Origin of the sequence: Corynebacterium tuberculostearicum SK141 (assembly GCF_000175635.1) — a bacterium.
Taxonomy (GTDB): domain Bacteria; phylum Actinomycetota; class Actinomycetes; order Mycobacteriales; family Mycobacteriaceae; genus Corynebacterium; species Corynebacterium tuberculostearicum_C.
On record NZ_ACVP01000012.1, the window covers coordinates 201,189 to 226,253 of the forward strand.

At 58.4% G+C, this 25,065-nt stretch carries 21 protein-coding genes and 1 pseudogene; 12 read left to right on the forward strand and 10 right to left on the reverse strand.

The window, feature by feature from the left end; genetic code table 11:
- The first annotated feature begins 13 nt into the window (after nt 1-13).
- Together CORTU0001_RS04435 and CORTU0001_RS04440 are read left to right on the forward strand one after the other, a co-directional pair.
- Nucleotides 14-520: a hypothetical protein gene (locus CORTU0001_RS04435; protein ID WP_244262089.1), complete on the forward strand. Its 507-nt coding sequence runs from the start codon at nt 14-16 to the stop codon at nt 518-520.
- Nucleotides 513-827: a transcriptional regulator gene (locus tag CORTU0001_RS04440; RefSeq protein WP_034668152.1), complete on the forward strand. Its 315-nt coding sequence runs from the start codon at nt 513-515 to the stop codon at nt 825-827. The genes CORTU0001_RS04435 and CORTU0001_RS04440 overlap by 8 nt, the downstream gene beginning before the upstream one ends.
- Here the strand turns inward: CORTU0001_RS04440 and CORTU0001_RS04445 are convergent.
- The 3 genes from CORTU0001_RS04445 to CORTU0001_RS04455 form a co-directional block, all read right to left on the reverse strand.
- Nucleotides 802-2,076: a glycosyltransferase family 87 protein gene (locus CORTU0001_RS04445; protein WP_005327712.1), complete on the reverse strand. Its 1,275-nt coding sequence runs from the start codon at nt 2,074-2,076 to the stop codon at nt 802-804. The genes CORTU0001_RS04440 and CORTU0001_RS04445 overlap by 26 nt on opposite strands.
- Before the next feature lie 80 nt (nt 2,077-2,156).
- The gene (gene ilvD / locus CORTU0001_RS04450) at nt 2,157-4,010 is read right to left on the reverse strand and encodes a dihydroxy-acid dehydratase (protein WP_005327715.1); all 1,854 of its coding nucleotides are present in this window, start codon (nt 4,008-4,010) and stop codon (nt 2,157-2,159) included.
- A gap of 52 nt (nt 4,011-4,062) precedes the next feature.
- The gene (locus CORTU0001_RS04455) at nt 4,063-4,605 is read right to left on the reverse strand and encodes a PH domain-containing protein (protein ID WP_005323328.1); all 543 of its coding nucleotides are present in this window, start codon (nt 4,603-4,605) and stop codon (nt 4,063-4,065) included.
- A gap of 377 nt (nt 4,606-4,982) precedes the next feature.
- Between CORTU0001_RS04455 and CORTU0001_RS04460 the strand changes: the two are divergent.
- From CORTU0001_RS04460 to CORTU0001_RS04500, 9 genes and pseudogenes are all read left to right on the forward strand, one after another.
- Nucleotides 4,983-6,765: pseudogene (locus CORTU0001_RS04460) on the forward strand (acetolactate synthase large subunit).
- Between the two features lie 2 nt (nt 6,766-6,767).
- Nucleotides 6,768-7,286 (forward strand): acetolactate synthase small subunit, encoded by a 519-nt coding sequence (gene ilvN / locus CORTU0001_RS04465; RefSeq protein WP_005327728.1) that lies wholly within the window; start codon nt 6,768-6,770, stop codon nt 7,284-7,286.
- A 99-nt stretch (nt 7,287-7,385) separates the two neighbouring features.
- Nucleotides 7,386-8,399 carry a ketol-acid reductoisomerase gene (gene ilvC / locus CORTU0001_RS04470; RefSeq protein ID WP_005327729.1) on the forward strand — a complete coding sequence of 338 codons (1,014 nt, stop codon included), beginning with the start codon at nt 7,386-7,388 and terminating at the stop codon, nt 8,397-8,399.
- 112 nt (nt 8,400-8,511) lie between these two features.
- Nucleotides 8,512-10,302, forward strand: a complete 1,791-nt coding sequence (locus CORTU0001_RS04475; RefSeq protein ID WP_005327732.1) for a GmrSD restriction endonuclease domain-containing protein — start codon at nt 8,512-8,514, stop codon at nt 10,300-10,302.
- Nucleotides 10,292-11,197, forward strand: a complete 906-nt coding sequence (locus CORTU0001_RS04480) for a hypothetical protein (RefSeq protein ID WP_239454589.1) — start codon at nt 10,292-10,294, stop codon at nt 11,195-11,197. Before CORTU0001_RS04475 ends, CORTU0001_RS04480 begins: the two co-directional genes overlap by 11 nt.
- A 63-nt stretch (nt 11,198-11,260) precedes the next feature.
- Entirely contained in the window at nt 11,261-12,847 is a 1,587-nt protein-coding gene (gene serA / locus CORTU0001_RS04485) for a phosphoglycerate dehydrogenase (RefSeq protein WP_005327734.1), read from the forward strand.
- 117 nt (nt 12,848-12,964) lie between these two features.
- Nucleotides 12,965-13,984: a 3-isopropylmalate dehydrogenase gene (locus CORTU0001_RS04490; protein ID WP_005327735.1), complete on the forward strand. Its 1,020-nt coding sequence runs from the start codon at nt 12,965-12,967 to the stop codon at nt 13,982-13,984.
- A 178-nt stretch (nt 13,985-14,162) separates the two neighbouring features.
- Nucleotides 14,163-14,972 (forward strand): fumarylacetoacetate hydrolase family protein, encoded by an 810-nt coding sequence (locus CORTU0001_RS04495; RefSeq protein WP_005327736.1) that lies wholly within the window; start codon nt 14,163-14,165, stop codon nt 14,970-14,972.
- A 46-nt stretch (nt 14,973-15,018) separates the two neighbouring features.
- Nucleotides 15,019-15,540, forward strand: coding sequence for a class I SAM-dependent methyltransferase (locus tag CORTU0001_RS04500; protein ID WP_084771622.1), 522 nt, complete (start codon nt 15,019-15,021; stop codon nt 15,538-15,540).
- Here CORTU0001_RS04500 and CORTU0001_RS04505 read toward each other — a convergent pair.
- Nucleotides 15,537-16,640 carry an isochorismate synthase gene (locus CORTU0001_RS04505; protein ID WP_034668155.1) on the reverse strand — a complete coding sequence of 368 codons (1,104 nt, stop codon included), beginning with the start codon at nt 16,638-16,640 and terminating at the stop codon, nt 15,537-15,539. The two genes, CORTU0001_RS04500 and CORTU0001_RS04505, sit on opposite strands and share 4 nt — an antisense overlap.
- Before the next feature lie 100 nt (nt 16,641-16,740).
- Here CORTU0001_RS04505 and CORTU0001_RS04510 point away from each other — a divergent pair, with 100 nt between their 5' ends.
- Nucleotides 16,741-17,868, forward strand: a complete 1,128-nt coding sequence (locus tag CORTU0001_RS04510; RefSeq protein ID WP_244262090.1) for a CE1 family esterase — start codon at nt 16,741-16,743, stop codon at nt 17,866-17,868.
- An 85-nt stretch (nt 17,869-17,953) separates the two neighbouring features.
- Here CORTU0001_RS04510 and CORTU0001_RS04515 read toward each other — a convergent pair whose 3' ends face one another.
- Genes CORTU0001_RS04515 through CORTU0001_RS04540 form a run of 6 tightly spaced genes read right to left on the reverse strand, consistent with a single transcriptional unit; the run spans nt 17,954 to nt 25,041 of the window.
- Nucleotides 17,954-19,435, reverse strand: coding sequence for a choice-of-anchor M domain-containing protein (locus CORTU0001_RS04515; RefSeq protein ID WP_005323316.1), 1,482 nt, complete (start codon nt 19,433-19,435; stop codon nt 17,954-17,956).
- The gene (locus CORTU0001_RS04520; RefSeq protein WP_005323315.1) at nt 19,432-20,340 is read right to left on the reverse strand and encodes an anchored repeat-type ABC transporter permease subunit; all 909 of its coding nucleotides are present in this window, start codon (nt 20,338-20,340) and stop codon (nt 19,432-19,434) included. Before CORTU0001_RS04520 ends, CORTU0001_RS04515 begins: the two co-directional genes overlap by 4 nt.
- Nucleotides 20,337-21,071 carry an anchored repeat-type ABC transporter ATP-binding subunit gene (locus CORTU0001_RS04525; protein ID WP_084771625.1) on the reverse strand — a complete coding sequence of 245 codons (735 nt, stop codon included), beginning with the start codon at nt 21,069-21,071 and terminating at the stop codon, nt 20,337-20,339. Before CORTU0001_RS04525 ends, CORTU0001_RS04520 begins: the two co-directional genes overlap by 4 nt.
- Nucleotides 21,058-21,936: a choice-of-anchor M domain-containing protein gene (locus CORTU0001_RS04530; protein ID WP_005327743.1), complete on the reverse strand. Its 879-nt coding sequence runs from the start codon at nt 21,934-21,936 to the stop codon at nt 21,058-21,060. Before CORTU0001_RS04530 ends, CORTU0001_RS04525 begins: the two co-directional genes overlap by 14 nt.
- The gene (locus tag CORTU0001_RS04535) at nt 21,929-23,440 is read right to left on the reverse strand and encodes an anchored repeat ABC transporter, substrate-binding protein (protein WP_005327744.1); all 1,512 of its coding nucleotides are present in this window, start codon (nt 23,438-23,440) and stop codon (nt 21,929-21,931) included. Before CORTU0001_RS04535 ends, CORTU0001_RS04530 begins: the two co-directional genes overlap by 8 nt.
- Nucleotides 23,440-25,041, reverse strand: coding sequence for a choice-of-anchor M domain-containing protein (locus CORTU0001_RS04540; protein WP_005327745.1), 1,602 nt, complete (start codon nt 25,039-25,041; stop codon nt 23,440-23,442). Before CORTU0001_RS04540 ends, CORTU0001_RS04535 begins: the two co-directional genes overlap by 1 nt.
- Nucleotides 25,042-25,065 lie beyond the last annotated feature (24 nt).

Consider the following 25,065-nt stretch of genomic DNA (forward strand, 5'->3'; position numbering starts at 1 on the left):
GATACTTTCTAAAGTGGAAAACAACGAAAAGTCGAAGGTGAAAGGAACGGCGAGAATGGATGAAAGCGTGCACGAGGCACTGTCCTTCAACGAGGAAGTGGAGAAGGAGCAAAGCGGCAAGAGGCGGACCGTGATTAATGCCTCGCTCGCAGTAGTTCTTGCAGGAAGCTATTTCGTTATGAGCCAGTGGGAAGATGATATTCCTCTGTGGGCGTTCCTCGGCTTCATGATGTTTGGCCTCGGAGCGGCAATGTGGGTGGGTAGCCATCAGGGTGATGTGCGTCCGAGCTATAGGCAGGATCCATTCAACCAGCCGGAGCCGGATAAGAAATACTATTTCGGAATTTTTCTAATGTTTGCCCCTACGTTCTTCCAGACCTTTCTCGAAGGGCACATGGTAATTGCGGCCATCGTATTCACGCTGTGGGGCGTGGGCGTGTTTTGGGCTCTCAATTCGGGAGCAATGGATATGTCCACGCGTGGCCATGAAGACGGCAAGCAGGCGAGCGGTGATGAGTGAGCTTGATCCAGTAATTCACCCGCTCAACCGATTTAAAATTTGTGCGGTGCTCAACGCGGCTGGCGCAGTGGAAGGCGCCATCAACAAAGAGATGCGCTTTGCTGCGATTCGGGACAAGGTGAATCAATCCGATGCCACGCTGTCTAAGCAGCTAAGCGCACTGGAAAAAGAGGGGTATGTCAGTCGTTTTCGTGAGTATGGATCCTCGCGTGGCAAGGACACGGTATGGGTGATGCTCACGGCTAAAGGTAAGGCCGCATTCGATTCGCACCTTGCGGCGCTTAAGACGCTAGCGGGGCAGGAGTAGCGGTATTCGCGTTCCGGCTATTGCGCTGGGAGGCATAGAAAGCGGCTGCGAAAAGTGCGACGGTCAGTATGGTTAGCCACACGAAGTCATCCACCCAGAACTTCTGGTAGCGCTCCATGGCGTGGACATCGACTTGATCGCCCCACCACCACTTGGGCGGGACGGTCAGCAGCATGGCTGACCAGGCGACGAGGACGGTCAGCAGGCTGCCCGCGGCCCATCCAGATGGCAGCCAGGTCCAGGCGCGGTAGACAAAGACCGGGATGATGAGCGTGAGCCAGACCCAGTGGTGCGACCAGGAAACCGGGGAGATGAGCAGGAGGGTGAGGGCGGTGACCAATTGGGCGTCGACAAGCAGGTGCTCCTCGCACAGCCGCTTGATAAGCCACGCGGCGAATGCAATTACCACGAGGGAGGCGGCGATCCACGCGATGTTGATGGCCAGCCCATTGGCGTCCATGGCCTCGGAAGAAGAATACATGCGCTGAATGGCGCCCTTGATAGAGCTATTGGACTGGTAATCAGTCCCCACGCCGAAGTCGCCGCCAGAGCCCATATCGAGCAATTTGGAACTGAAGAACTCCACGAACGCGTCCCAGCGGAAGGCTGCGGCAAGGAGGGTGGCCGCAACAGCGGAAAGGAGCGCTGTGGCAATCTGCTTCCACTCCTTGCGCACGAGGAAATACAGCAACATAGCCAGTGGGGTAATTTTGATTGCGGCGGCCAAGCCAATCAAGATACCTTGGGGCAAGAAGCGCTTGCGCGGAACGAGGTCGAGGATAACCAGCGCCATCACCACGATATTGATCTGCGCAAAACCATTGTTGAGGTCAACTGGTTCGAAGCGCAAGGCAATGGCCCAAGTAATGGCGGTGACGGGCAGGAGGAACTCTGGCTTTTTCAGGACTGCCTTGAATACAAAGTAGAGGCATAGGAGCACGAGAAGGTCAGACAGGACGACCACGATGTCGCCTGCCATATCGTGGTCAATGCCGTCAAAGGCCGTGATCGGAACCATGACGAGCGCGCCAAAGGGCGGATAAATGAAGGGAAGTTCAATGTCCCCGGCCAGCATGGGCTCGCTATAGACGGAGCGATGCTCAAGGAAGGCCTTGACGCCCTCGCGGTAGACCACCATGTCAATGGGAAAGTCCGTGATGCGGGTGTCTTGAATAATCTTGCAGGCGCCAAAAATGAGGCCCAGCAGAGCTAAGGCATAACGAAAAAGTGGGGTGCGCGCGAGTTTCATCGCAGTACACTTTATGCGATCTGCAGGCAAACGGGCGTGCACCCCACCGAGGCTCATAGGGATTTAGCAGTTAATACTGGCTAATTCACATGGCCATCGACCGCGCGCACCGCGCCGCGATCGGCAGAGGTGGCCATGGCTGCATACGCACGCAGCGCCTTAGTGAACGGTCGGTTGCGGCTCACTGGGGTCCAGGGGCGCTCGCGCTGTTCTTGGGCAGCGCGGCGGCGCTCCAGCACGTCCTCGTCCACATCCAGGGTTAGTTCGCGTTCGTGGATATTGATTGTGATGGTGTCGCCATTTTCGATGAGCCCGATAAGGCCCTGGTGGGCTGCCTCCGGGGAGATATGGCCGATGGAAAGGCCTGAGGTGCCGCCGGAAAAGCGGCCGTCGGTAATCAAGGCGCATGCCTTTCCCAAACCGGCGCCTTTCAGGAAGGAGGTGGGGTGGAGCATCTCCTGCATACCCGGGCCGCCGGACGGGCCTTCATAGCGAATGACCACCACGTCGCCCGGCTGAACTTCCTTGTTCAGGATTATCGATACGGCCTCTTCCTGGGATTCGACCACACGGGCAGGTCCAGAGAATGTCCACAGCTCTTCTTCAACGCCCGCTGCCTTGACGATGGCCCCGTCTGGAGCCAGGTTTCCGCGCAGGACAACTAGGCCGCCGTCGGAAGAAAAGGCGTGATCGGCGTCGTGAATGCAGCCATTGGCGGCGTCAGTGTCGAGCTCGTCCCAGCGGTTGGATTGGGAAAAGGGTTCGGTAGTGCGCACGCCGCCCGGCGCGGCGTAGTACAGTTCGCGAGCCTCATCGGTGGCGTGCGGGTTGCGGATATCCCAGTCATCGAGCCACTGCTCGGCGTTGTCGTATAGCGCCGTATGCACCTTCAAGTTCAGGTGCCCGGCGCGGCGAAGCTCTCCCAAGATAGCGGGGATACCGCCGGCGCGGTGGACATCCTCAATGTGGTAGGTGCCATTGGGCGCGACCTTGGACAGGCAGGGCACGCGGTAGGAGATGTCATTAATGTCATCGAGGGTGAAATCCACCTCGCCCTCCTGTGCGGCCGCGAGCGTGTGCAGGATGGTGTTGGTGGATCCGCCCATGGCCATGTCAAGCGCCATGGCATTGGTGAAGGCTTCCTTGGTAGCGATATTGTGGGGGAGAACGGATTTGTCCTCCTCGCCGTAATAGCGGCGGCACATATCGACGATGGTGGAGCCGGCCTTTTCAAAAAGGCTGCGGCGAGCCGTGTGGGTGGCCAGGGTGGTGCCGTTGCCGGGCAGCGCCAAGCCGAGTGCCTCGGTCAGACAGTTCATGGAATTGGCGGTAAACATGCCGGAACAGGAGCCGCAGGTGGGGCAGGCGGATTCCTCGACCTGGGTCAAGCCTTCATCAGATACCGCGTCATTAGCGGAGGCGGTGATGGCGGTGATGAGGTCGGTGGGGGCGTGGGCAACGCCATCGACTACGACGGCTTTGCCGGCCTCCATCGGTCCACCCGAGACGAAAATGGTGGGAATGTTCAGGCGCAGTGCCGCATTGAGCATGCCCGGGGTGATCTTATCGCAATTGGAGATGCATACCAGGGCGTCGGCAGTGTGGGCATTGGCCATGTACTCGATGGAATCGGAGATGATTTCGCGCGAAGGCAGCGAGTAGAGCATGCCGCTGTGTCCCATGGCGATGCCATCATCGACGGCGATGGTATTGAATTCCTTGGGCACGCCGCCAGCCTCGCGCACGGCGTCGGCGACGATATCGCCAACGTTTTTGAGATGTACGTGGCCGGGGACGAATTGGGTGTAGGAGTTGGCGATGGCGACGATCGGTTTGCCAAAGTCATTTTCCTTGGTGCCGGTGGCCCGCCAGAGGGCGCGGGCGCCAGAGGCTTGGCGGCCGACGGTAGTTACTTTTGAACGCAGCGGGAACATGGTTTTCAGTCACCATTCCTTCAAGGATGTGGGGGGAGTGTAGGCGGCGTATTTAGTTTTCGGCCGAAGGCTTGAGCTCGGGGTGGCGCTCGAGGTAGTCCTCATACTCTTCTTTGCTGAGGAGGACTTGTTGGCCGTCACGGTGGACAATTACCACCTTGTCATCTGCCGCTTCACGGCCCTGGGTAAGGGCGTCAGGGATGCGGCCGCGGGAGGCCTCCGAAAGTCGCGGGAGCGAGTTAAAGGTAACGCCGGGCAGGCTGTGCTCCGCGCCGGCCTTGGTGCGGGCGAAGGTGCGGGCGCGTTGGAAGCCGATTCCGGCAAAATCGTCCCATGCGATCTGGATATTTTTCCGGAATGCGTAAGAGATAGCGATTCCAGATTCGGAGACTTTTGTGCGGGATTTTATGACCCACCACAATCCGAGGATGGGGATTATGAACAGCCATGCGAGGTATTTGGGGGCCCATCCGATGCTCAGCAGAGCAATGGCGGACAGGATGAGGATGCCCAAGATGTGATCGCGGGATGGCTTGAAAACCTCTGCCTGGGTGGTGGACTGACGAGGTTGGTTGTCCTTAGGTGGTGGAGTCATAGTGTGCAAGCCTAATTCACTAAGGCCGGCAAGGGCGAACCTATTTTTCAGGCGTGTCCCACCAGGTGGGAATCGGATCCCAAAAGGGGGTAATTACCACGAGTGCAATACCTATCAATGTATAGTCAGGCCCATGATCATTATTCGACTTCAGGCAGTACCAACGCGGTGGTGACCGCGACGCTTCATGACGTCGACGCATTTCGCCTCCGCAGACAGAAAAGCCCGCGGGGGCTTTGTTCATATCTGGAGCCGGTGCCAATGATGATCAGGACCTGTAATAGACCATTCCAAGGAGCACATTAACCGTGGTTACGACAACTTCGCCCACGCCCGCTTCGGTGGCTGCAGCCTCACGCGCCCACGCTCCGGAGCGGATGAGTGGTGCTCACGCCATTGTCCGCACTCTCGAAGACTTGGGAACCGATATCGTCTTCGGCATTCCAGGCGGTGCCGTGCTTCCTCTATACGATGCCTTGCACACCTCGACCAAGCTGCGCCATGTGCTCACCCGCCATGAGCAGGGTGCCGGCCACGCCGCCGAAGGATATGCCCAAGCTTCCGGCAAGGTAGGCGTATGCATTGCCACCTCCGGGCCGGGTGCGACCAACTTGGTGACAGCGCTTGCCGACGCCAACCTGGACTCCGTTCCCATCGTCGCCATCACCGGCCAGGTGGGCAGCAACCTCTTGGGAACCGATGCCTTCCAAGAGGCCGATATTCGCGGCGTGACGATGCCGATTACCAAGCACAACTACATCGTGACGGAACCGAGCCAGATTCCAGCTGCCATTGCAGCCGCATTCCATCTGGCGTCTACGGGCCGTCCGGGGCCGGTCTTGGTGGATATCCCGAAGGACGTGCAAAACGGTGAATTGGAATATTCTTTCCCGGCTACGTTTGAACTGCCCGGATATAAACCGACGACCAAGCTGCACCATCGCCAGATCGTGCAAGCGGTTGAGCTCATTGCACAGGCAGAAAAGCCGGTCATCTATGCCGGCGGCGGTGTCATCAAAGCCGAGGCGGCCAAGGAGTTGCGCGAGTTTGCGGAATTTTCCGGAATCCCTGTCGTGACTACGCTCATGGCCTTGGGGGCCTTCCCGGAATCTCATCCGCTCCACATGGGTATGCCGGGCATGCATGGCACCGTCCCTGCAGTTGCGGCCATGCAGCGAGCTGACCTGTTGATTACTATCGGCGCGCGATTTGATGATCGAGTAACCGGTGATACCTCCACTTTTGCTCCTGAGGCCCAGGTAATTCATGCTGATATTGACCCGGCTGAAATTGGGAAACTCCGCGACGTTGCCGTGCCAATCGTGGGTGATGCCCGCAACGTGTTGGCAGGTCTCTTAAAGGAGTCCCGCAAGAACTCCGCGGTGAAATCTCCGGAAGTAGGCCCATGGCGGGATTACCTCGATGGGCTCAAGGAACGGTTCCCCCGTGGCTATGATCCCACTCCGGATGGGCAGCTCAATCCCCAATTTGTGTTGGAAAAGCTGAGTGAAACCGTAGGTCCTGAGGCTATCTACTGTGCCGGTGTGGGACAGCACCAGATGTGGTCGGCACAGTTCATTGATTTTGAGCATCCACGCTCTTGGATCAACTCCGGCGGTGCCGGAACCATGGGCTATGCCGTGCCGGCGGCCCCTTGGTGCCAAGGTAGCATGCCCGGATAAAGAAGTATGGGCGATTGACGGTGACGGTTGCTTCCAAATGACCAATCAGGAGCTCACCACCGCGGCATTGGAGGGCTTTCCGTTTAAGGTTGCCGTCATTAACAACGGCAACCTCGGCATGGTCCGTCAGTGGCAGACACTGTTCTTTAATGAGAACTACTCCAATACCAAGCTGCGAGAACGAGATGTCTATACCCCAGACTTCGTCCGCCTGGCAGAGGCGCTGGGATGCGAGGCCATCCGAGTCACCTGTGAGGAAGAAGTAGTGCCGGCCATTGAACGGGCCCGCGCAATCAATGACCGCCCAGTGGTCCTTGACTTCATCGTTGGTGAAGATGCCCAGGTCTGGCCAATGATTGGCGGTGGGGCGTCTAACGAAGAAATTCAATATGCCCGTGGCTTGCGCCCGCTTTTTGCTGACAATGAATCGGCAGCAGAAGCTCCTGCCGATATCGACGAGACTATCCAGGAGGTATAGGCATGGCACCCAGTGACGTTTCCCGGCATACTTTGTCGGTCCTGGTAGAAGACGTAGAGGGAATTTTGTCGCGCGTGACCGGCATGTTTTCCCGGCGTGGATACAGCATCATTTCGCTGGTTTCTGCCCAAACGGAAAATCCAGGGATTAACCGGTTAACCATCGTGGTCGATGCTTCCGAAAGAATTATGGAACAGGTGACCAAGCAGCTCAACAAGATTGTGCCGGTCATCAAGGTGGTGGAGCTCGAAGCGGACTCGACCGTGGCGCGAGCCCTGATGCTGGTCAAGGTGGCTGCGAATAACGCCAATCGGCCGCAGGTGGTCGATGCCGTTAATATCTTCCGTGCCCGTGTGGTAGACGTGGCACAAGAATCAGTGGTGGTGGAGGCCACTGGTACCCCTGGAAAGCTGGCGGCCCTTCTCGATGTCCTGGAGCCATTCGGTGTGCTCGAGCTGGTGCAGTCTGGTGACGTGGCCTTGGGGCGTGGTCCGAAGGCGATGGCACCCCCGCGAAATTAAATCCCACTATATGAACACTATGTCTCGCATAGTGGTATAGTGTTAGGTGGGACGTTGATTCATTGAACTTACAATTACTACAGAATTGAGGACTACGATATGGCTATTGAAACCTTCTACGACGATGATGCGGATCTGTCTATCATCCAGGGTCGTAAGGTAGCCGTTATTGGCTACGGCTCCCAGGGGCATGCACACTCGCAGAACCTGCGCGATTCTGGCGTCGAGGTTGTTATTGGTCTGCGTGAAGGTTCCAAGTCGGCGGCCAAGGCCGAGGAAGCAGGCTTTGCGGTCAAGACCGTCGCAGAGGCTGCCAAGTGGGCAGACGTAATTATGCTGCTGGCACCAGATACCTCTCAGAAGCAGATCTTTGAAGATGAAATTGCCCCCAACTTGGAAGACGGCAATGCGCTGCTGTTTGGGCACGGCTTGAATATCCACTTTAAGCTGATTGAACCGCAAGCCAATGTCACCGTTGGCATGGTTGCACCTAAGGGGCCTGGCCATTTGGTTCGCCGCCAGTTCGTTGATGGCAAGGGCGTTCCGTGCCTCATCGCTACCGAACAGGATCCTAAGGGCGAAGGCCACGATCTGACCCTGTCTTATGCAGCAGCCATCGGTGGTGCGCGTGCCGGCGTTATCCCGACGACCTTCGAAGCAGAGACGGTTACTGACCTCTTCGGCGAGCAGGCTGTCCTGTGCGGTGGCGTAGAGTTCCTGATTCGCACCGGCTTCGAGGTTCTGACGGAGGCTGGATACGAGCCAGAAATGGCCTACTTTGAAGTGCTGCACGAGATGAAGCTCATCGTGGACCTGATGTTTGAGGGCGGCATCGCCAACATGAACTACTCGGTATCTGATACCGCCGAGTTCGGCGGCTACATTTCTGGCCCTCGCGTAATTGATGCCGATGCCAAGCAGCGCATGAAGGATATCTTGTCCGATATCCAGGATGGCACCTTCACCAAGCGCCTGCTGGCCAATATTGAGGGCGGCAACAAGGAGCTCGAGAGTCTGCGTGAGGAATTTGCGCAGCACGAAATTGAAAAGACCGGCACCAAGCTGCGCGATTTGATGAGCTGGGTCAAGAACCCGCTGGATGCTACTGCCTAGGAATAAAAGGCGGCGTCTATAGTGCACACCCACGGTGAACAGGCATGTTTACCGTGGGTTTTGCCTTATTTGTGTCAGGTAAAACTCCGGTGCGGGGAGTAGGATGAGGGCCATGGGTTTTACGACGCCAAGCTATGACCTCAAAGACCTCTTTGCACGAATTGATCGCGGGGATATCCAGTTACCTGACTTCCAGCGCAGCTATGCCTGGGATGAAGATCGTATTCGATCTCTTATTGTTTCCGTGCTGCGCGGCTATCCCATCGGCGCGCTCATGGCTCTTGACACCCGAAACGAAAAGATGCGCTTTCGTCCCCGTACCCTTGCGGGCGCACCTGACACTGGCGTCGACCCCGGCTTGCTCCTTTTAGACGGGCAGCAGCGCCTGACCACCCTGTATCACTGCTTCAACGGCGAGGGCTTCGTAGACACCACTGACTTCCGCAAGAAGAAGATTCACCGCCGCTTCTTTATCGATATTCGCGCGGCCGTTCGCGGAGATCTAATGCCGGATGATGCCATCTTCGCGGTCAATCAAGACGGAAAGATTCGCTCGCACTTTGCACCAGCAATTGAGGGCGATATCCTAACGCGCGAAGATGCGCTAGAGAATATGTGCATTCCCGTGGCTTCTCTGCTCAGTGAAGACGGCGTCGGCATGCTTTTTGAACTTGCGGCGACCAAACAGGAATACAGCGCGGAACTGGCTGCCTTTAATAATCGCATCATTCGGCCATTGTCCGGTTATGACCTGCCAATGATTCGACTTTCCCGCGAGACGGAGCGAGCCGGCATCGGCTCGATTTTTGCCCAAGCGAACTCGGCCGGCTTGCAGATGGACGTGTTCGATCTGCTCACTGCCGTCTTTGCCTCTGAGGACCCCAGCTTCCACTTGGCCGCTGATTGGCAAGAAGTGGAAAAGGATCTGCGTAAGTCCCCAGCCTTGGATGGAATTGGGCGCACCGAGTTCCTCTCTGCAGTATCGCTTCTGGTCTCCGGTGAAAAGGGCTGTGCAGGTGGCCAGCGCGAGGATATTTTGAAGTTGTCATTGGCGGAGTACAAGTCGGCAGCCAACGATCTGCGCATTACCTTCCGTGAGGTATCAGAGTTCTTGGCGCAGCGCTGCATCCTCAGCATGGATCAGGTTCCGTTTAATGAGCAGATTGTTCCCCTGGCAGTCATTATCGCCCGCCTGGCCAAGCGCGGGGGAGCGCTTTCTACCGAGCAGTCCTGGAACCGCATCAACCAATGGTTCTGGTGTGGCGTCTTTGGCGAGCTCTACGGCTCTTCTGCAGTGCAGCTGCGTGCAGCTCGCGACGTAGATGAGGTCACCGAATGGGTAGCCGGTGCAACGGATGAGACGCCGAAGACCGTCGCTGATGCCACCTTCCGTGAATCCCGGCTGCTTTCCGTAGATGGCAAAGATGGCGTATGGCACGGACTCTATGCCCTCCTTATGGCGCGCGGCGCGAAGGACTGGCGCACCGGAAAGGCCTTCACCCGGCATACCTTTGAAGAGCTCAAGCCAGGCTTTTTCCCTGTATTCCCGCTCAATTGGTGCAAGCGTCACGGAGTTGATCCCGTCTTGGCGGAGTCGGTGATGAACTACACCCCGATGGGCAAACGAACCGAGGTAGTGCTCGACGGTTTCGCCCCCAACCGCTACCTACCTCGCGTTCAGTCCAAGTCCATCATGGAAGATGCGCAATTTGATGAGGTGCTAGCATCCCACGAAATGGACCTGGACTTCCTGCGCGCATCACAGCCGCGTGAATTCCTTGCGGACCGCCGTCACCGTTTCTTGGGCATTGTGGAATATGCTTTAGGTAAACCCGTTATCCGCGATGTGGATGAAGCAAACCTTTTTGGTGGAGAGGAAGGTCCGCAAGCTTTTGATCGCTAAATCTGTGCGCTTGGCCGCTACAGTGCTTGTTGCTTCCCTAGCGCTAGCAGCCTGTGGCACTCCGGTCACAGAATCCAAGCTGGTCAGGCGTGGTCTATCCGATCTGGATGAGTCCGAAATCGATCTCAGCAAGGCCAAGGCGGAAAACCAAAACCGTCTTATTGATCCGAAATTTGATGGCAAGTTGGTCATTGTTAATGACCCCATTGGAATTGAAGCCAGCCGACTATTTTTTGAAGATTCGGATTCGCTTGTCCTTTTTGCTCCGGACGATAAATCTATTCTTCGTGCAGCAACCTTGGCGGTAAACCAGCATTTGCCAGCGGTGCAGTATGACGATGCTAGGCGTTTGGAGATCCATAAGTTGCTCACGGACTTGGGAGTAAGTCGCTTGGTGGTAGTAGGTGACGTGCCGTGGACGAAAACCTCTGGTGAATTCAGCGTGATCAAGGATCCAGGAACGCATAAGGCACTAGGGGAGTTCACGGCATTCCAATATGGTTCCAAGGTGGTAGCCTCGCCGGAGCAGATGGTAAAGGATATTGCACGGCTGGATAAGACTCCCCATATGGAGCTGCGTCCTGCCTGGGTGCCGTATGAAGGCGAACTCGATGCCGGAGAGGAAAAGAACCAACCCATCCCAGCACAGTCCCGCAGGGACGGTCAGATGGCGCCAAATATCGTTGCCACTAAGGATAGTCCCATCGCGAACGTTATTACTGCGGCAGCCTACGGTGGAAGAGTTTTGGTCGTGCCGACTGCCGATCCGCTAGCGGATAAGCACAGCATGGCTGCTGTTGCGGGCCTTGAGGACGGCGCCTTAGTAGCTTTGGGGCCGGAATTCGGTCGAGTGAAAGAATTTAAGGCAAAAATCAAGCAGGGCACTCCTGACTGAACTACACTTCCTTGACACGCGGGCAACCCGCGTGCACCGCATTTTATTTAAGCGAAGGAAGATATGTCGAAGCCGGTAGTCCTTATTGCCGATAAATTAGCCCAGTCCACGGTTACGGCCTTGGGGGATTCTGTTGAGGTCCGTTGGGTGGATGGGCCGAATCGTGCCGAGCTCCTCGCCGCGGTTCCGGAGGCAGAGGCTTTGCTGGTGCGCTCTGCCACAACCGTTGATGCAGAGGTATTGGAAGCGGCTACAAAGCTCAAGATTGTGGGGCGTGCCGGGGTGGGGCTGGACAATGTCGATATTCCGGCGGCCACAGACAAGGGCGTCATGGTGGTCAATGCGCCAACATCGAATATTCACTCTGCGTGTGAACAGGCAATTGCACTGCTCTTAGCGACGGCGCGCCAGATCCCAGCAGCCGACCAATCCCTGCGCGAAGGGGAGTGGAAGCGATCTTCTTTCAAGGGCGTAGAGGTCTATGGAAAGACCATCGGAATCGTTGGCTTTGGGCACATCGGCCAGCTCTTTGCCCAGCGACTGAAGTCCTTTGAGACGACCATTATCGCGCACGATCCCTATGCCAACCCGGCTCGCGCGGCAGCGTTGGGCGTGGAATTAGTTGAGCTAGAAGAGCTGATGTCGCGTTCGGATTTCGTGACCATTCACCTGCCAAAGACTCCGGAGACAGCCGGAATGTTTGATAGGCAGCTTTTGGCAAAGGCCAAGCAGGGGCAGATTCTCATTAACGCAGCGCGAGGCGGTTTGGTAGATGAAGCGGCCCTGGCTGAGTCTATCGAGTCGAGACACCATCGAGGTGCGGGCTTTGATGTCTATGCCACGGAACCGTGCACTGATTCTCCGCTCTTTAAGCTGCCGCAAGTCACCGTATCTCCGCACCTAGGCGCCTCCACTGTAGAGGCCCAGGACCGTGCGGGAACCGATGTAGCAGAGTCTGTCTTGAAGGCGCTTGAAGGAGAGTTTGTGCCGGATGCGGTCAACGTCTCCGGCGGGGCAGTGAGAGAAGAGGTTGCAGGTTGGTTGGACCTCGCCCGCAAGCTAGGACTTACTGCTGGCCGCCTTTTGGGTCAGGCTCCCGTTGCCGTCGAGGTGGAGGCCTGTGGCGAGTTGTCTACCGAAGATGTAGAGGTGCTAGGACTTTCTGCCGTCCGGGGTTTGTTTAGCGGGGTGACTTCGGAGCCGGTGACCTTTGTCAATGCAATGCAGATCGCTAATAGTCGCGGGGTAGAGGTGGAGGTATCTACCAATGCGGAGTCCAAGGGGCACCGCTCGTCCCTGCAGGTGAAGGTTATTGGCGCCGATGGCGAGACATCCTCGCTCACCGGCGCACTTATCGGTGTCGATGGAACCGAAAAGTTCATTCGCATCAACGGCCGCGGCGTAGATATGCGTGCTACCGGCCGCAATCTTTTCTTCCGTTACGCGGACGCCCCAGGTGCATTAGGAACGGTGGGTACCAAGTTGGGCGCTGCGGGAATCAACATCGTGGCGGCCGCACTTACGCACGGTAAACAGGAATCTGATGCTGTGCTAATTCTGCGCGTGGAAGCCGAGGTACCAGAGCATCTCATCGCCGAAATTAACGCAGCCTTGGGTGCCGAATGCGAGCAGCTAGACATGGAAGCCTAGGCCCGCCGACTGCCTAAGAATCTAATCCCGCGTAGTTACAGGTATCTGCCTGCGCTACGCGGGTTCTTTTTGGTAGGGTAAGTCCATATCCACTCTGTGAGAAAGGGATCCTACATAATGAAACTAGCGGTCATTGGCGGCGACGGAATTGGACCAGAAGTGACGGCCGAGGCGCTCAAGGTTCTTCGCGCCGTTCGCTCCGATATTGAAGTCACTGAGTATGACCTGGGTGCGCGGCGTTATCTGCGCAATGGGGAGCTTCTCACGGACGCTGATTTGAAGAGCCTGCGCGAACACGATGCGATCCTATTGGGAGCGATCGGCGCCCCAGGTGAGGTGCCACCAGGCGTGCTGGAGCGGGGGCTGTTGCTTAAGATGCGGTTTGCGCTGGATCATCACGTGAACCTGCGCCCCTCCAGGCTCTATCCCACCGCTTCCTCGCCGCTGGCTGAACCGGGCGATATCGATTTCGTTGTGGTGCGCGAAGGTACCGAGGGTTTGTACTGTGGAAACGGCGGTACCTTGCGAGAAGGAACTGAGCACGAGGTGGCCAGCGAGGTATCGCAAAATACTCGTTTCGGCGTGGAGCGTGTAGTGCGCGATGCGTTTGCGCGGGCAGCGCAGCGCCGTAAGCATCTGACCTTGGTGCACAAAAAAAATGTCTTGGTCAATGCTGGTGGGTTGTGGCAGCGCACCGTTAATGAAGTCGCCGCCGAGTTTCCAGAGGTTCGGGTGGATTACCAGCATATTGATGCTGCAACCATCTATATGGTGACAGATCCGGCGCGCTATGACGTTATTGTCACCGATAACCTTTTTGGAGACATTCTCACCGATTTGGCGGGCGCGGTAACTGGCGGTATTGGCCTTGCTGCCTCCGGAAACATCGATGCCTCTGGCGCGAATCCTTCCATGTTCGAGCCGGTGCATGGTTCTGCGCCAGATATTGCGGGAAAGGGGATTGCAGATCCAACGGCGGCAATCTTGTCCGCCGCCATGCTGCTTCGCCACGTAGGCGATGAGTCCAACGCCCAGCGGATTGAGGATGCTGTGGCACAAGATGTTGCGCACCGCGGCGATGGGCCGCTAAAGACCGTCGAAGTCGGTGACCGAATCGCCCAGCTTCTCGTCGCATAGAGGTGGGCTTCTTGTGCTGGGCGCTTGCCGACGCCCCAAGTGTCCAGCGTTTCCTAGCGTAGTCGGCACTGGGGTTAGTAACGGTGAGTAAGGGGCAACGACGATTTACTCAAATTAACTAATTAACACCGTATCCTTTGCACACATGTGAAGGTGGCTATTGAGTAGGATTGCCGCTATGCGTTTAGGACGAATTGCACACCCCGAAGGAATCTGTTTCGCCATTATCGATGGGCCAAAAGACGCCCCAATGGAAGAGTTGGTAGCAAAGGAAATTGCTGGCACGCCCTTCACCCCGCCGGAGCCAACCGGCCGTGAGTGGAAGCTTAACGAGGTTCGCCTCTTGGCGCCGACCCTTCCCACCAAGGTGGTAGCGCTTGGACGCAACTATGCGGACCACGTTGCCGAGGTTTTCAAAAAGTCTGCCGATAGCCTGCCTCCCACCATCTTCATCAAGCCATCTACCGCGGTCATTGGCCCGGATGCAGCGATCAAGATCCCGGACTACGCCACCAACGTCGAGTTTGAGGGCGAGCTTGCCGTGGTCATTTCTAAGCCGTCGAAGAATATCAAGGCCGAGAACTGGAAAGACCACGTGCTGGGCTATACCATCTGTAACGACGTTTCCTCCCGCGACCTGCAGTTTAAGGATGGTCAATGGGCTCGTGCCAAGGGGATTGACACTTTCTGCCCGCTCGGCCCGTGGATCGAAACCGATCTGGATAGCTTGAATCTAGACGATCAGAAGATTAATGCGTATCTGACGCACGAGGGTTCTCGCGAGCAAAAGCAGGATTCCAATACGGACCAGATGATCGTGAAGATGGGCGGCATTTTGGAGGAGATCTCCGCTGCCTATACCTTGCTGCCTGGTGATGTCATCACCACCGGCTCCCCGGCTGGCACCGCTCCTATGGTCCCAGGTGACACCATCGAGATCGAGATCCCGGGCCTCGGCACCCTGCGCAATACCATCCACCGTGCGTAACCCAAGCCACCACGAACACCGCGGCTACGTGCCCACCTCCGAGGAAATGGAGGAACGCTACCAGAGTACTGAGCGGGTGTGGTCGGGCAATCCCAATGCGACCCTTGTCGATTACGCCGCGGGGCTTAAGCCCGGTACCGCCCTCGACATTGGGTGCGGGGAAGGTGCGGATGCGCTCTGGCTAAAGAACCACGGCTGGGATGTCTTGGGCATTGATTTCGCCCCGACTGCCGTCGCACGCACTAGGGCCCGCGGTGTCGCGGCGCAGGTCGCAACGTTTAGTGACTTTAGCCATGAGCCCTTTGACTTGGTCAGCGTCCACTATGGCGGGGTACGCGCCACGCCAGAAGAGGTGGAGAAGCTAGAGCGTTTGGTGGCTCCAGGCGGAACACTGCTCTTTGTCCATCACGATATGGAGTCGGCTGAGATAGCGATGCCCGAATGGCTAGCGGAGAATCTGCAAGAGCTAGAGGCCGTCGAGCTGACCCGCCGCGAGCGCCACCTGACAGAAGGCGCCGGTGCGCACCACCGCAGCGACGTCGTGCTCGTCGCCAAGCGTGCAGCCTAGAGGCTGAGCGCCTTCAAAATGGTGCGCAGCTTGGCAGTGGTTTCTTCCAGTTCGGCCTGAGCGTCGGAATCGCCTACGATGCCGCCGCCCGCCCACGCGCGCGCGGAAAGTCCATCGCCGGCCACTTCTGCGCAGCGGATAGCTACCATGTACTCGCCGTCGCCGGAGCTATCGCACCAGCCGACCGCTCCGGCATAGAATCCACGGTCCGTTTCTGCCGTCTCAATGAGAGCTTGGGCGGCCTCTGCAGGGGTGCCACAGATAGCCGGGGTGGGGTGCGCTGCCAAGGCAAGCTCGAGCGCAGTCAAGTCTTTATCCTTGAGGGTTCCGGAAATTGGCGTGCCTAGGTGCCACATCTCATTGGTGCTAATAAGTTGCGGAGCGTCCGGGATATCTAGCCGCTCGCATAATGGGCTAAGCACCCGGCGCAGGTGCTCCACTACAAAGGAATGCTCGTGGAGATCCTTGGCAGAGTGCAAGAGATCTTGGCCTGCGATGTGGTCCTCGGCCGCTGAGGCGCGGCGCGGAGACGAGCCCGCCAGGGGGAAGGCAGAAACGGTCGAGCCCTGACGCTTGACCAAAACCTCTGGGGAAGAACCAACCAGCATCGCGCCCGGCCGGCCAGCAGGGGAGAGATCGGCGATGAACCCATCGCGGTTAGCGGAAAGGTCGATAAGGCGTGCCGCGACCAGGCGCGGATCAATTGCCTCAGGGAATTCGATATCTACGGCGCGGGCCAAAACCACCTTGTCCAGTTTGGAGGTCTCGATGGTACCGATGGCTGCCTCTACGCGGCGCAGGTGCTCTTCGGGTTCCGGATCGAATCCGACCACTCGCGAGTTCAGACTCTTATTCCGGTAGTAGGCGTGCGGCTCCAAGGGGCCCTCTTCGCGAATGATGGCCTCCGGTACCGTCAGTGCAGCGGGCGTGTCAGAGTCGAACGGAATCGCGCCGACCACCATGTCTACATCCTTGCTACGCAGGGCGGAAATCGCCGCGTCGGTGTCATTAAAAGTGCGGCGCGCACCTTGGGTACGGACAGACCCCGTTGCTCGCGAAAGCAAAAAATCGGGGGCGGTGCTTGGTCTGTCTTCGTGCATGGGGATCTAGCTTAGTGCCTTGGGCTTTTCTTACAGAATTGAGTATGCACTGGGCGTGTAAACAGTGAATCAAGTGAATGATGTGGTTAATTTTAACCTTGTGGCTAATGTTACTAAGTTTCTTCATCGTTCCCTGTACCTGATCCTCGCTGCTGCACTGGCAAGCGCTGCGCTTGTGTGCGCTGCTCCTGCCTATGCACAGGAAGGTCCAGCGCCCGTACCTGCTCCTGCGCCTGCACCGGCCCCGGCTCCAGCACCTGCTCCCGAAAATGCAAAGCCGGTTACCCCGCAGCCCGATGGGTCCCACCTAGTTCCCGAAGGTGTTAAGGAATCCACCCCGGCACCAGTAGAAGGCGGCAGCAGCGATGACAATGCAGCGCCTGGTCCTGAGGGATCGTCTCTTCCCGAGCCAGCGCCGCGGCCGGCAATGGTAGATACCAGCATCAATCCCAACCCGCCGTTTGCGCCGGGTTCCATGCAGTCCCTAGAAATGGAGCACGAGGGCAAGACCCGCAGGTACTTGTTGCGTATTCCTAACCACTATTCGCCGGAAAAGGCCGCGCCCGTTCTCTTCGGCTTCGGTGGGTGGGGAGATTCCCCGGAGAACTACTCCAGCTATGCACGCATGCAGACCACTGAGGCCAATAACGAGGCCATCATCGTCTATCCAGAGGGATTCGAGCGCGCCTGGGAGGCTGCGCCTTATGCTAAGACGCGCGATGGGGAGGATATCCGCTTTATCAAGCGCATTCTTGATTCGGTAGACAAGGACTACCACGTTGATCGAAACCGCGTATACGCCATGGGCATGTCTAATGGAGGCGGCTTTACCTCGGTGCTTGGCTGCCACGCACAGGACACCTTTGCCGCTGTAGCGATGGTTTCGGGTGCCTTCTACAACCCAGTTGAGGTCAACTGTGCCGATGCGCCGATGAATACCCTCATCATGCACGGCGTTAACGACAAGATGATGACCTATGAGGGCGGTGACCGGCACGAGGCTGGATACCTCCCTGTTCGTACGGTGCTCGGCGGCTATCTGAAGCGCAATCGCTGCGATATGACCTTCCAGTCCACTCCGGAGGCTGGCGGTTCAGAACGCTTGAGTTTTAACGGCTGCCAAAAGGATGTGCAACTGGTTAAGGTTCCGCAAGACCACACCTGGTTCTGGCAGCCAGATACTCCACGGGTGGTCTGGGACTTCCTCTCGTCCAAGACCAGGGTATAAAAACAGCGGCGCTTAGCCACGGATTAGGCCCAGAGGAGAGATCCTCTGGGCCTAGTTCTATTGTTGGCCGATGACTAGCACTGGGCTAGTCGACGCGCGGCAAGTTTGCCGTGGCATCATCGGCCGGCTGCTGCGCTGGGGCCTTCTTCTTGCGGAAGAACTGGACATAGACCAACAGGCCGATTCCGAGCACCAGAGCGAATGCGCCTAGTCCGGCTAAAAGGCCCGCCCAGAAGCTGCTTTTAGCCAGAGTGGCGGTATACGCAGCGGCATTAGTCAGTACATTCTCAGAGTCCCTGCCTTCCGCAGCGCCAGCATCCGGCACCCTCTGTGCACCAGCGGTGCCTGCGGCCTTGCCCTTGGTACGCTTTGCGGACTTTGCGTCCCGAGAGCCGGTGGACTTTTTGGCCGTCGAGTGGGAAGAACCGCTGGTGGAAGCAGAACGGTGCGAGCCCGTGCCAGCGCCTCCGCTTTTTCCGGATTTCGCAGTGGAGGCAGAATCATTAACACGGCTAGCCGAATGGTGGGTCGTAGCCCCAGAACCAGCACCAGACTTTCGAGTAGTACCAGAGGCGTGAGCCGAACCCGTGGACGGCGTCTTACGTGGCGCTCCATCCTTCCCAGCGTCTTTTTCCTTGGTGCGGGAGGGCTGCTTGCGCTTGCCCGCGCTGTCCTCGTCAGAACCCTTCTTGTCTTCTTGTGTCTTGCCACCTTCTAGGAATTTCTGGCCCTCCTGCAGGGTATTGTCGAGCTCTTTGTCCAACCCGGCGATGGCTTTGTCTACGTCTTTGACGTCTTTTTCCAGTTGCTTGGGGCGGCTATTTGAGTCACCACTGTTGCCGGAAGCACCATCCGCATCGGCATAGTCCACACCGCATAGATCCTTCGCATCTGCCTGCTCGCCGACGAGGAAGCCGGCATGCAAGTGGTGTCGGGAGCCGTCGGGAAGCTCGAAGGTAAAGCTCACTGCGTAAGTACCCGGCTCGGTAAAGGCAAAGGCCGGGTGGGAATGGGAGTTGCCGGGGTAGTCCCAGGCAGAGCCATCGGCAGTGTCCATAAGCACCTTGGGGTCACCAAGATTCACCTGGTAGGCCAGGATGCGGCCATCCTCAGGGCCCTGTGCGATAGCCATGCTCAAAGTAGCGGTGTCTCCAGCGGTGAGGAGATCCTGAGACAGCTCTTGGGTATTAAAACCTAGCCAAGGAGCATCGGGGTCTTGCGTTTGCGGCAGAATCCAACCTTCATCGGGCAGGGAAGAATCACCGAGCTCCGATAGCGGTTGTTTAAGGTCATCAGATACCTCAATGGCAAAGGACTCAGAGTCATGCTCGATGTCCTTATCATCATCTTTGACCTGGAAGCTGAGATCGCCGGAATCGCCGCTGAGCGCCATATCCTGGTGGCCCTTGGTGATGAGGTCGAAGTCGCTGGCAGAGCAAGAATCGGTGGATTCTTCTGCATATGCGGTGGCGGGCGCGAAGAGTTCTACTCCCGCTCCCGGAAGGGCGCCGAGGCTTATCAGTCCCGCGGTGCCAAGGGCCACCGCGGTGCGGCAGACAGGTTTCATGAGGAGACGGATTCCTTTCGTGGGGTGGGGTGTGGGGCGTCGGAAAGCGAGGCACCTGCGTGCTTGCGGGCGCCGAGCAGTGGATGGATGGCCCATACAACCAAGAAAATGGCGGTGAGGGTGAGCACGATGGTGGCGCCGGCCGGCAGATCAATGGCCCACGCCAGGTAGATGCCGAGGAAGCTCGACAGCGCACCGATGAGGGCAGAAAGGCACATCATGGTCTTTAGATTTGTGCTTAGCAGGCGTGCTGTCGCGGCCGGAGTGATAAGCAGCGCGAGAACCAAGATATTGCCGATGGTGCTCACGGAAATGACCACTGCGGCCGTGACACACAGGTACAAAATGATGTCCAAAACAAAGACAGGCAAGCCCATTGCGCGGGCAGTTTCCCGGTCCAAGCACGTGGCGTTGAGCTGGGGGCCAAAGGCAATAACGATGGCGACAACTACGGCGCACACGCAGCCCGCGACGATAATATCGGTGCGGGAAACGCCAGTGAGTGAGCCGAAGAGGAAGCTTGTCAGCGAGGCACTATAACCATCGGTGCGCGAGATTATCACCATGCCCAAAGCGAAGGCCGCGGCGAAGAAGATACCGATGATGGAATCCGCGCGCACGTGGCGGCGCTGCGAAAAAGCGGCGATGAGCAAGGCCACAACCGCACCGGCGACTGCGCCACCCACGAGCACCGAGGTTTGCAGGGCGAAGGCAATGGCTAGTCCCGGGAATACGGCGTGGGAGACGGCATCGCCAATAAAGGCCATGCCGCGTAGCACGACATAGCAGCCGATGACGCCGCATACGATGGCCGCAAGCAAAGAGATGCCTACCGCGCGGGCGAGAAAGTCAAGGTGGGGATTGACCAGGTCGCGCAGGAAATCGAGGAAGGAAATTTCTATCATGCGCTGACTCCAATGGCAGAAAGCAAAGGGGAACCGGCACGCACGCCAAAGGTTTTAGTCCACGGATCCGTCTGGTGAAGAAGGGTCGACGCAGAATCATCGGCTACCACGGTGCCGTTAAAGAGAATGAGGCGGTGGCAAGAATGTGCGGCTTCAGAAAGGTTATGAGTGGACATAATGATGGATGTTCCGCGGTGGGAAAGCTCTTCAAAAAGCTCGAGGAGCGATTCGGTATTGGGCGCATCTAGTCCGGTAAAGGGCTCATCGAGCAGCAGCACGTGTGGTTGTGTGGCGAGGGCCCGGGCGATGAGCACGCGCTGGCGTTGACCACCGGAGAGTTCTTCGATGGGGCGGGTAGAAAATTCTTCCATGTGAACCAGTCGGAGCGCCTCTGCTGCTGCGGCATGATCCTTAGCGCGCGGTCGCTTCAGCCAGCCGATAAGGCCGGTCCGGCCGCTGAGCACGGTGCGATAGACATTGATGGGAAAGCCCCATTCCACCTCGTGACGCTGGGGAACATACCCCACGGTGCCGGAGATGCTGCGAGTTCCGGAGGAAGGGATAAGCCCTAAAATGGCGCGCATAAGCGTGGTCTTGCCCGCGCCATTGGGGCCTAAGAGCCCAATGAATTCTCCCGGGTGGACCTCTAGGTTCGCACCGGTGATTACGCGCCGGTGGGATAGCGATACGTCCAGGTCGGCAACGGAAATGAGCGGTTTAGCCACGGCTATCGCCCCGCTTGGAAGAGCGCAGTACTAGGCCAAGGGCCAGCAGGAGTACGACGGCACCCACGCCGGCGAGGATAAAGACCCAAGTGGGGATGGAAGAGCCTGTGGTCTGGGCATCGTCTGGATTCCAAGTAGTATCTTGGGCCGCTTGGACATCGGCATCATCGCCCACGGCAAAGGTGAGCACGCCATCGGTGCTGAAATCGGCGCCATCTTTGGTCTTGCCTTTGACCCTGATACCTACCTGATGGGTGCCTGGCTCTGTAAACGTCCAGTTGGCATGGGTGTGGGTATTGAGGTCTACCCAGAAGTCTTCGTCGCTTTTTTGCGCGGTAGACCACAACAGCTGTGGTGCTTCAAAACCGCCGTTTTGCAGGAAAAGGGAGAAATCGCCGGGCCCGGAGTGGCCGAGGAATTCCATGGTGACTCCGCGATCGGCGGCATCGACAAGCGAGGGCGCTTGGGTATTCCAACCCAGCCAGGGAACCCCGACCTGCTCGGTTTGGGGAACTACCCAGACCTTTTCGCCGGAATCGGCGCCTACAAAGCCAAAGTCATCGGTCTCCGGTAGGGTTTGCTGTGCCTTATCGCCCACGGCAAAGACAAGATCATCTAGGTGGCGCCAGACGGGCTTGTCGCCGGCATCATCGCGGGCCATGAGTTCGGAATCGGTGCCGTTGAGCAAAGCGCCAACGTCAACGTGGCCGGTGTCGATGACCTTGTCCTCGCCCTGTGGGGCGACCTGTTCCTCGGCGCCGACGACTTGTGCGAGGTCGCCGGCCCAGGCAGGGCTCGTAGAAAAAGCAAGGCCGGCAGTAAGGGCGCAGGCGGCGGTGCGAATAGCGGTACGGGTAGCGAATTTAAGCATTGTTTTCTCCATTAGTGGAATTGGGGTTCAGGCAACGCTGGAGTGAATCAGCGTTGAACTTCATGAGGTCGATATAGGAGCCGACGGTGTCGTCCAGCGTGTCGCCATAAATGGGGCACAGCGCCACGCCTTGTTCCGCGGCGGCCTGGGTAAGGGTGTCGGCGCTGGCCTGTTGTACGGGCTCGACAAAAACAGCAGGCAGATGCAGGTTCTCCAGCGTGCGGCGCAACGCTATGACCTCCCGCGGGGAAGGCTCGATGGCCGGGTTGGGCGTGACGAATCCTGCCACCGAAATGTCATAGCCCTGCTCGAGGTAGGCGTAGCCATGGTGCGTGGTCACTAGATGCCGGTTTTCAGCAGGGATAGAGGCAATGGCGCGGCTTACATAGTCATCCGTGTCCCGCAGGCGCTTGGTATAGGCCGCTGCCCGCTGCCGGTAGGCGGCACCGTGGGAGGGATCTGCTTGCGCCATCTCCTCCGCAATGACATCCACGTAGGCGATAGCGTTGTCCACGTTGTGCCATAAATGCGGATCCACCTCGCCGTGGATGTGCTTGCCCAGCACGGCCTGCGGCAAGAGGTAGGTATCCGAGCCCGGCGCGCCGAGGAAGCGGTAGGCAGGATCCGGCGGGATGGGCTGCAGCACTGACGAGGGGATAGATACCGCGGTGGTGGCGGGGTCAAAGCGCTTGTCTTGGTCGCGCAGGTCAATGCGGTGCTGCGCCAGGTTTGCCTCAATATCCAGGTGCCCGGAATCAATGGCCTGCATTCCTTTAGGTGGGTTGACGCCCACGGCCACGGTGAGGTGCTGGACTTCGGTGCCGTCGGCCTGAAACCCAAGGCGGTAGATCCCAGGTTGGGAAAAGCCCCAAGAGACGTGGGTGTGGGCGTTGGCAGGAAGGGTTACTGCGTCTTCCTTGCCATCGACGCCATCGGCCGAGTTAAAGAGGACCTCCGGGGTACCGAAGGCGGAGACCACATAGGCCGCCACGTCGCCCGGCCCGTCGGCTGAGACCATGCGAAAGTCTACCCCGGAGGAGTGTTGCGCGGCGCCGCTGATGCGCAGTCCTAGCCAAATGGCATCCAAGGATACATCTTCTACCAGCGGCACCAGGGTGGCACCGCGGGTGGAGGCAGCGTCGGCGACCTCCACCACGGGAGCGTCGGTGGACTCGTGCAGCGTATCGATAAGAGCTTGCGGTTCCAGCAGGTAGCCGTTGCTAAGCGCCAGGTTGGCATTGGCAATATCGCGCACCGTGCGCAGCGTTGGCTCGAAGGTATGCGGATCCTTGCCGCTGGGGATGAGGCTTTTGACCTGGGCATCTTCTCCTGCCACGTTGCGCGCTAGGTCTGCCAGGATTGGGGTGGTGGCCACCACGCTGAATCCTTCTCCGGTCCCAGCATCATGTGCGGCTGAGGACGCACAACTAGCGGTGAGCAGGCAACTGGCCAAAAGTGCTCCTACGGTAAGGTGCCGGCGATTGTGGGAACATGAACGCCCCATTAGTCCGCTGCCTTAGCTACGGCCAGCCGCGCAATGCCCAGGCCGAGGAAGAGCATGCCAAGGCCCAACACCCCGATGCCGAGGGGCACGATGGGGGTCCCAGTATTGGCTAAAGAACCGCCCGTGCCTTGTGCCTGCGCCGACTGACCGTTGCTGGATCCGGTGGGTGAGGTAGAGCCGCTAGCGCTTGCCGACGCCCCACCTGCCGCCGCGCCATTCCCACAGTCGCCGCCGTCTGGATTCACGGCAGCTCCCAGGTCGAAGTGCCCGTTATCAAACGCCTTGGCCGGTTCATCGCCGCCGACGACGAAATGGAGAGTTGCCTCACCGGCAACCTGTTTTCCCTCACCGGTTTGAGCCACTTGGCGGATGGTGACGTCATAGGTTCCCTGGGCGCCAAAGACCCAGTTGGGGTGCACGTGAGTATTCGGGGCGATGGAATGGGTGCCTTCCGCCGCATCAGCGTTGCCGCGGAACCACTCCTCGCCAACGACCTTGCCCAGCCCGCCCTGGGAGTAGACCATCATCGGGCCGGGGCCCTTGAAGCCCACCAGCTCCCAGGTGACATCGCCGGGGATATTTTCGCGCATCGATGGGCTTTGGGTATTCGCCCCTAACCACGGAACACCGTCGACCTGGGTAGAACCAATCATCCAGGCCTTTCCTGCTGGCACTGGTCCTACTTCTTGGGGGAGATCCACGCTGGATTTATCGGAGAGGTAGAAGGTGGCACCATCGGCATCGCGCCACTCGGAGGGCGAGACCGTATCGTCCTTGATTTGCGGGGTCATGCCCGGGGTGCATTCTTCGCCTGTTGCTGCGCCGGACGTGCCCGAGCCTGCCGCGTCGCTCTTGCCTGCAGGTCGCTTTGTATTTGTATCTCCCTGGTCAGTGGTGCCATCGCCGGAGTCAGCCGCGCGATCCGCGGTGGAGGCATCGCCGCCGTCGCCTACCTCCCAGGTGTAGGTCACCGCATTGCTGGACTCGCCATTGGAATGGGCGCGCACCGTCATGGTGTAGGTGCCGGCCTCGCTAAAAGCCCAGTTGACATGCCGGTGAGCGGGATTGGGCTGGTTGATGACCTCACCGCTGGTGAGCTCCATGGAACCGGAATCGGTCACGGCATCGATGCCACCAAAACTGCTGGTTTCAAAGACATACACAGTGCCCGGGCCGGAGACCTCGGCAAATTCCAGATCAACGCTTTCGAAGCCGCCATCGCGGGCGGGTTGAGTATCCCAACCCGGCCAGATGATGCGCTGGTCTTGGGCCTGTGGCAGGAAATAGGTGGGTTGGCCGATTTCTGGCACGCCCTCGGTGGCATCGGACCAGGCATCCTCGACGACCTTGAGCACTACGTCATCGCCAGAGCGCGGAACGGCAGACCCCGTGATGTCTTCCTTCATCGAAAGGTGCAGCGTGCCATCAGGGGCCGTGACGTAGAAGGCGTCGACGTGCCCGGAATCAAAGACCTCATCGAAGGCCAACGCTGCGCCGGGCGAGAAGAACGCTAAGACTGCGGCAAAGACAGCAGCGAGTACCGACATGAACCGGCGCCACTGTGGGGCGCGGCGGGAGGCAGGAGAGTGGGATTGATGCATTGTGGTGTCCCGTCTAGTCAGTTG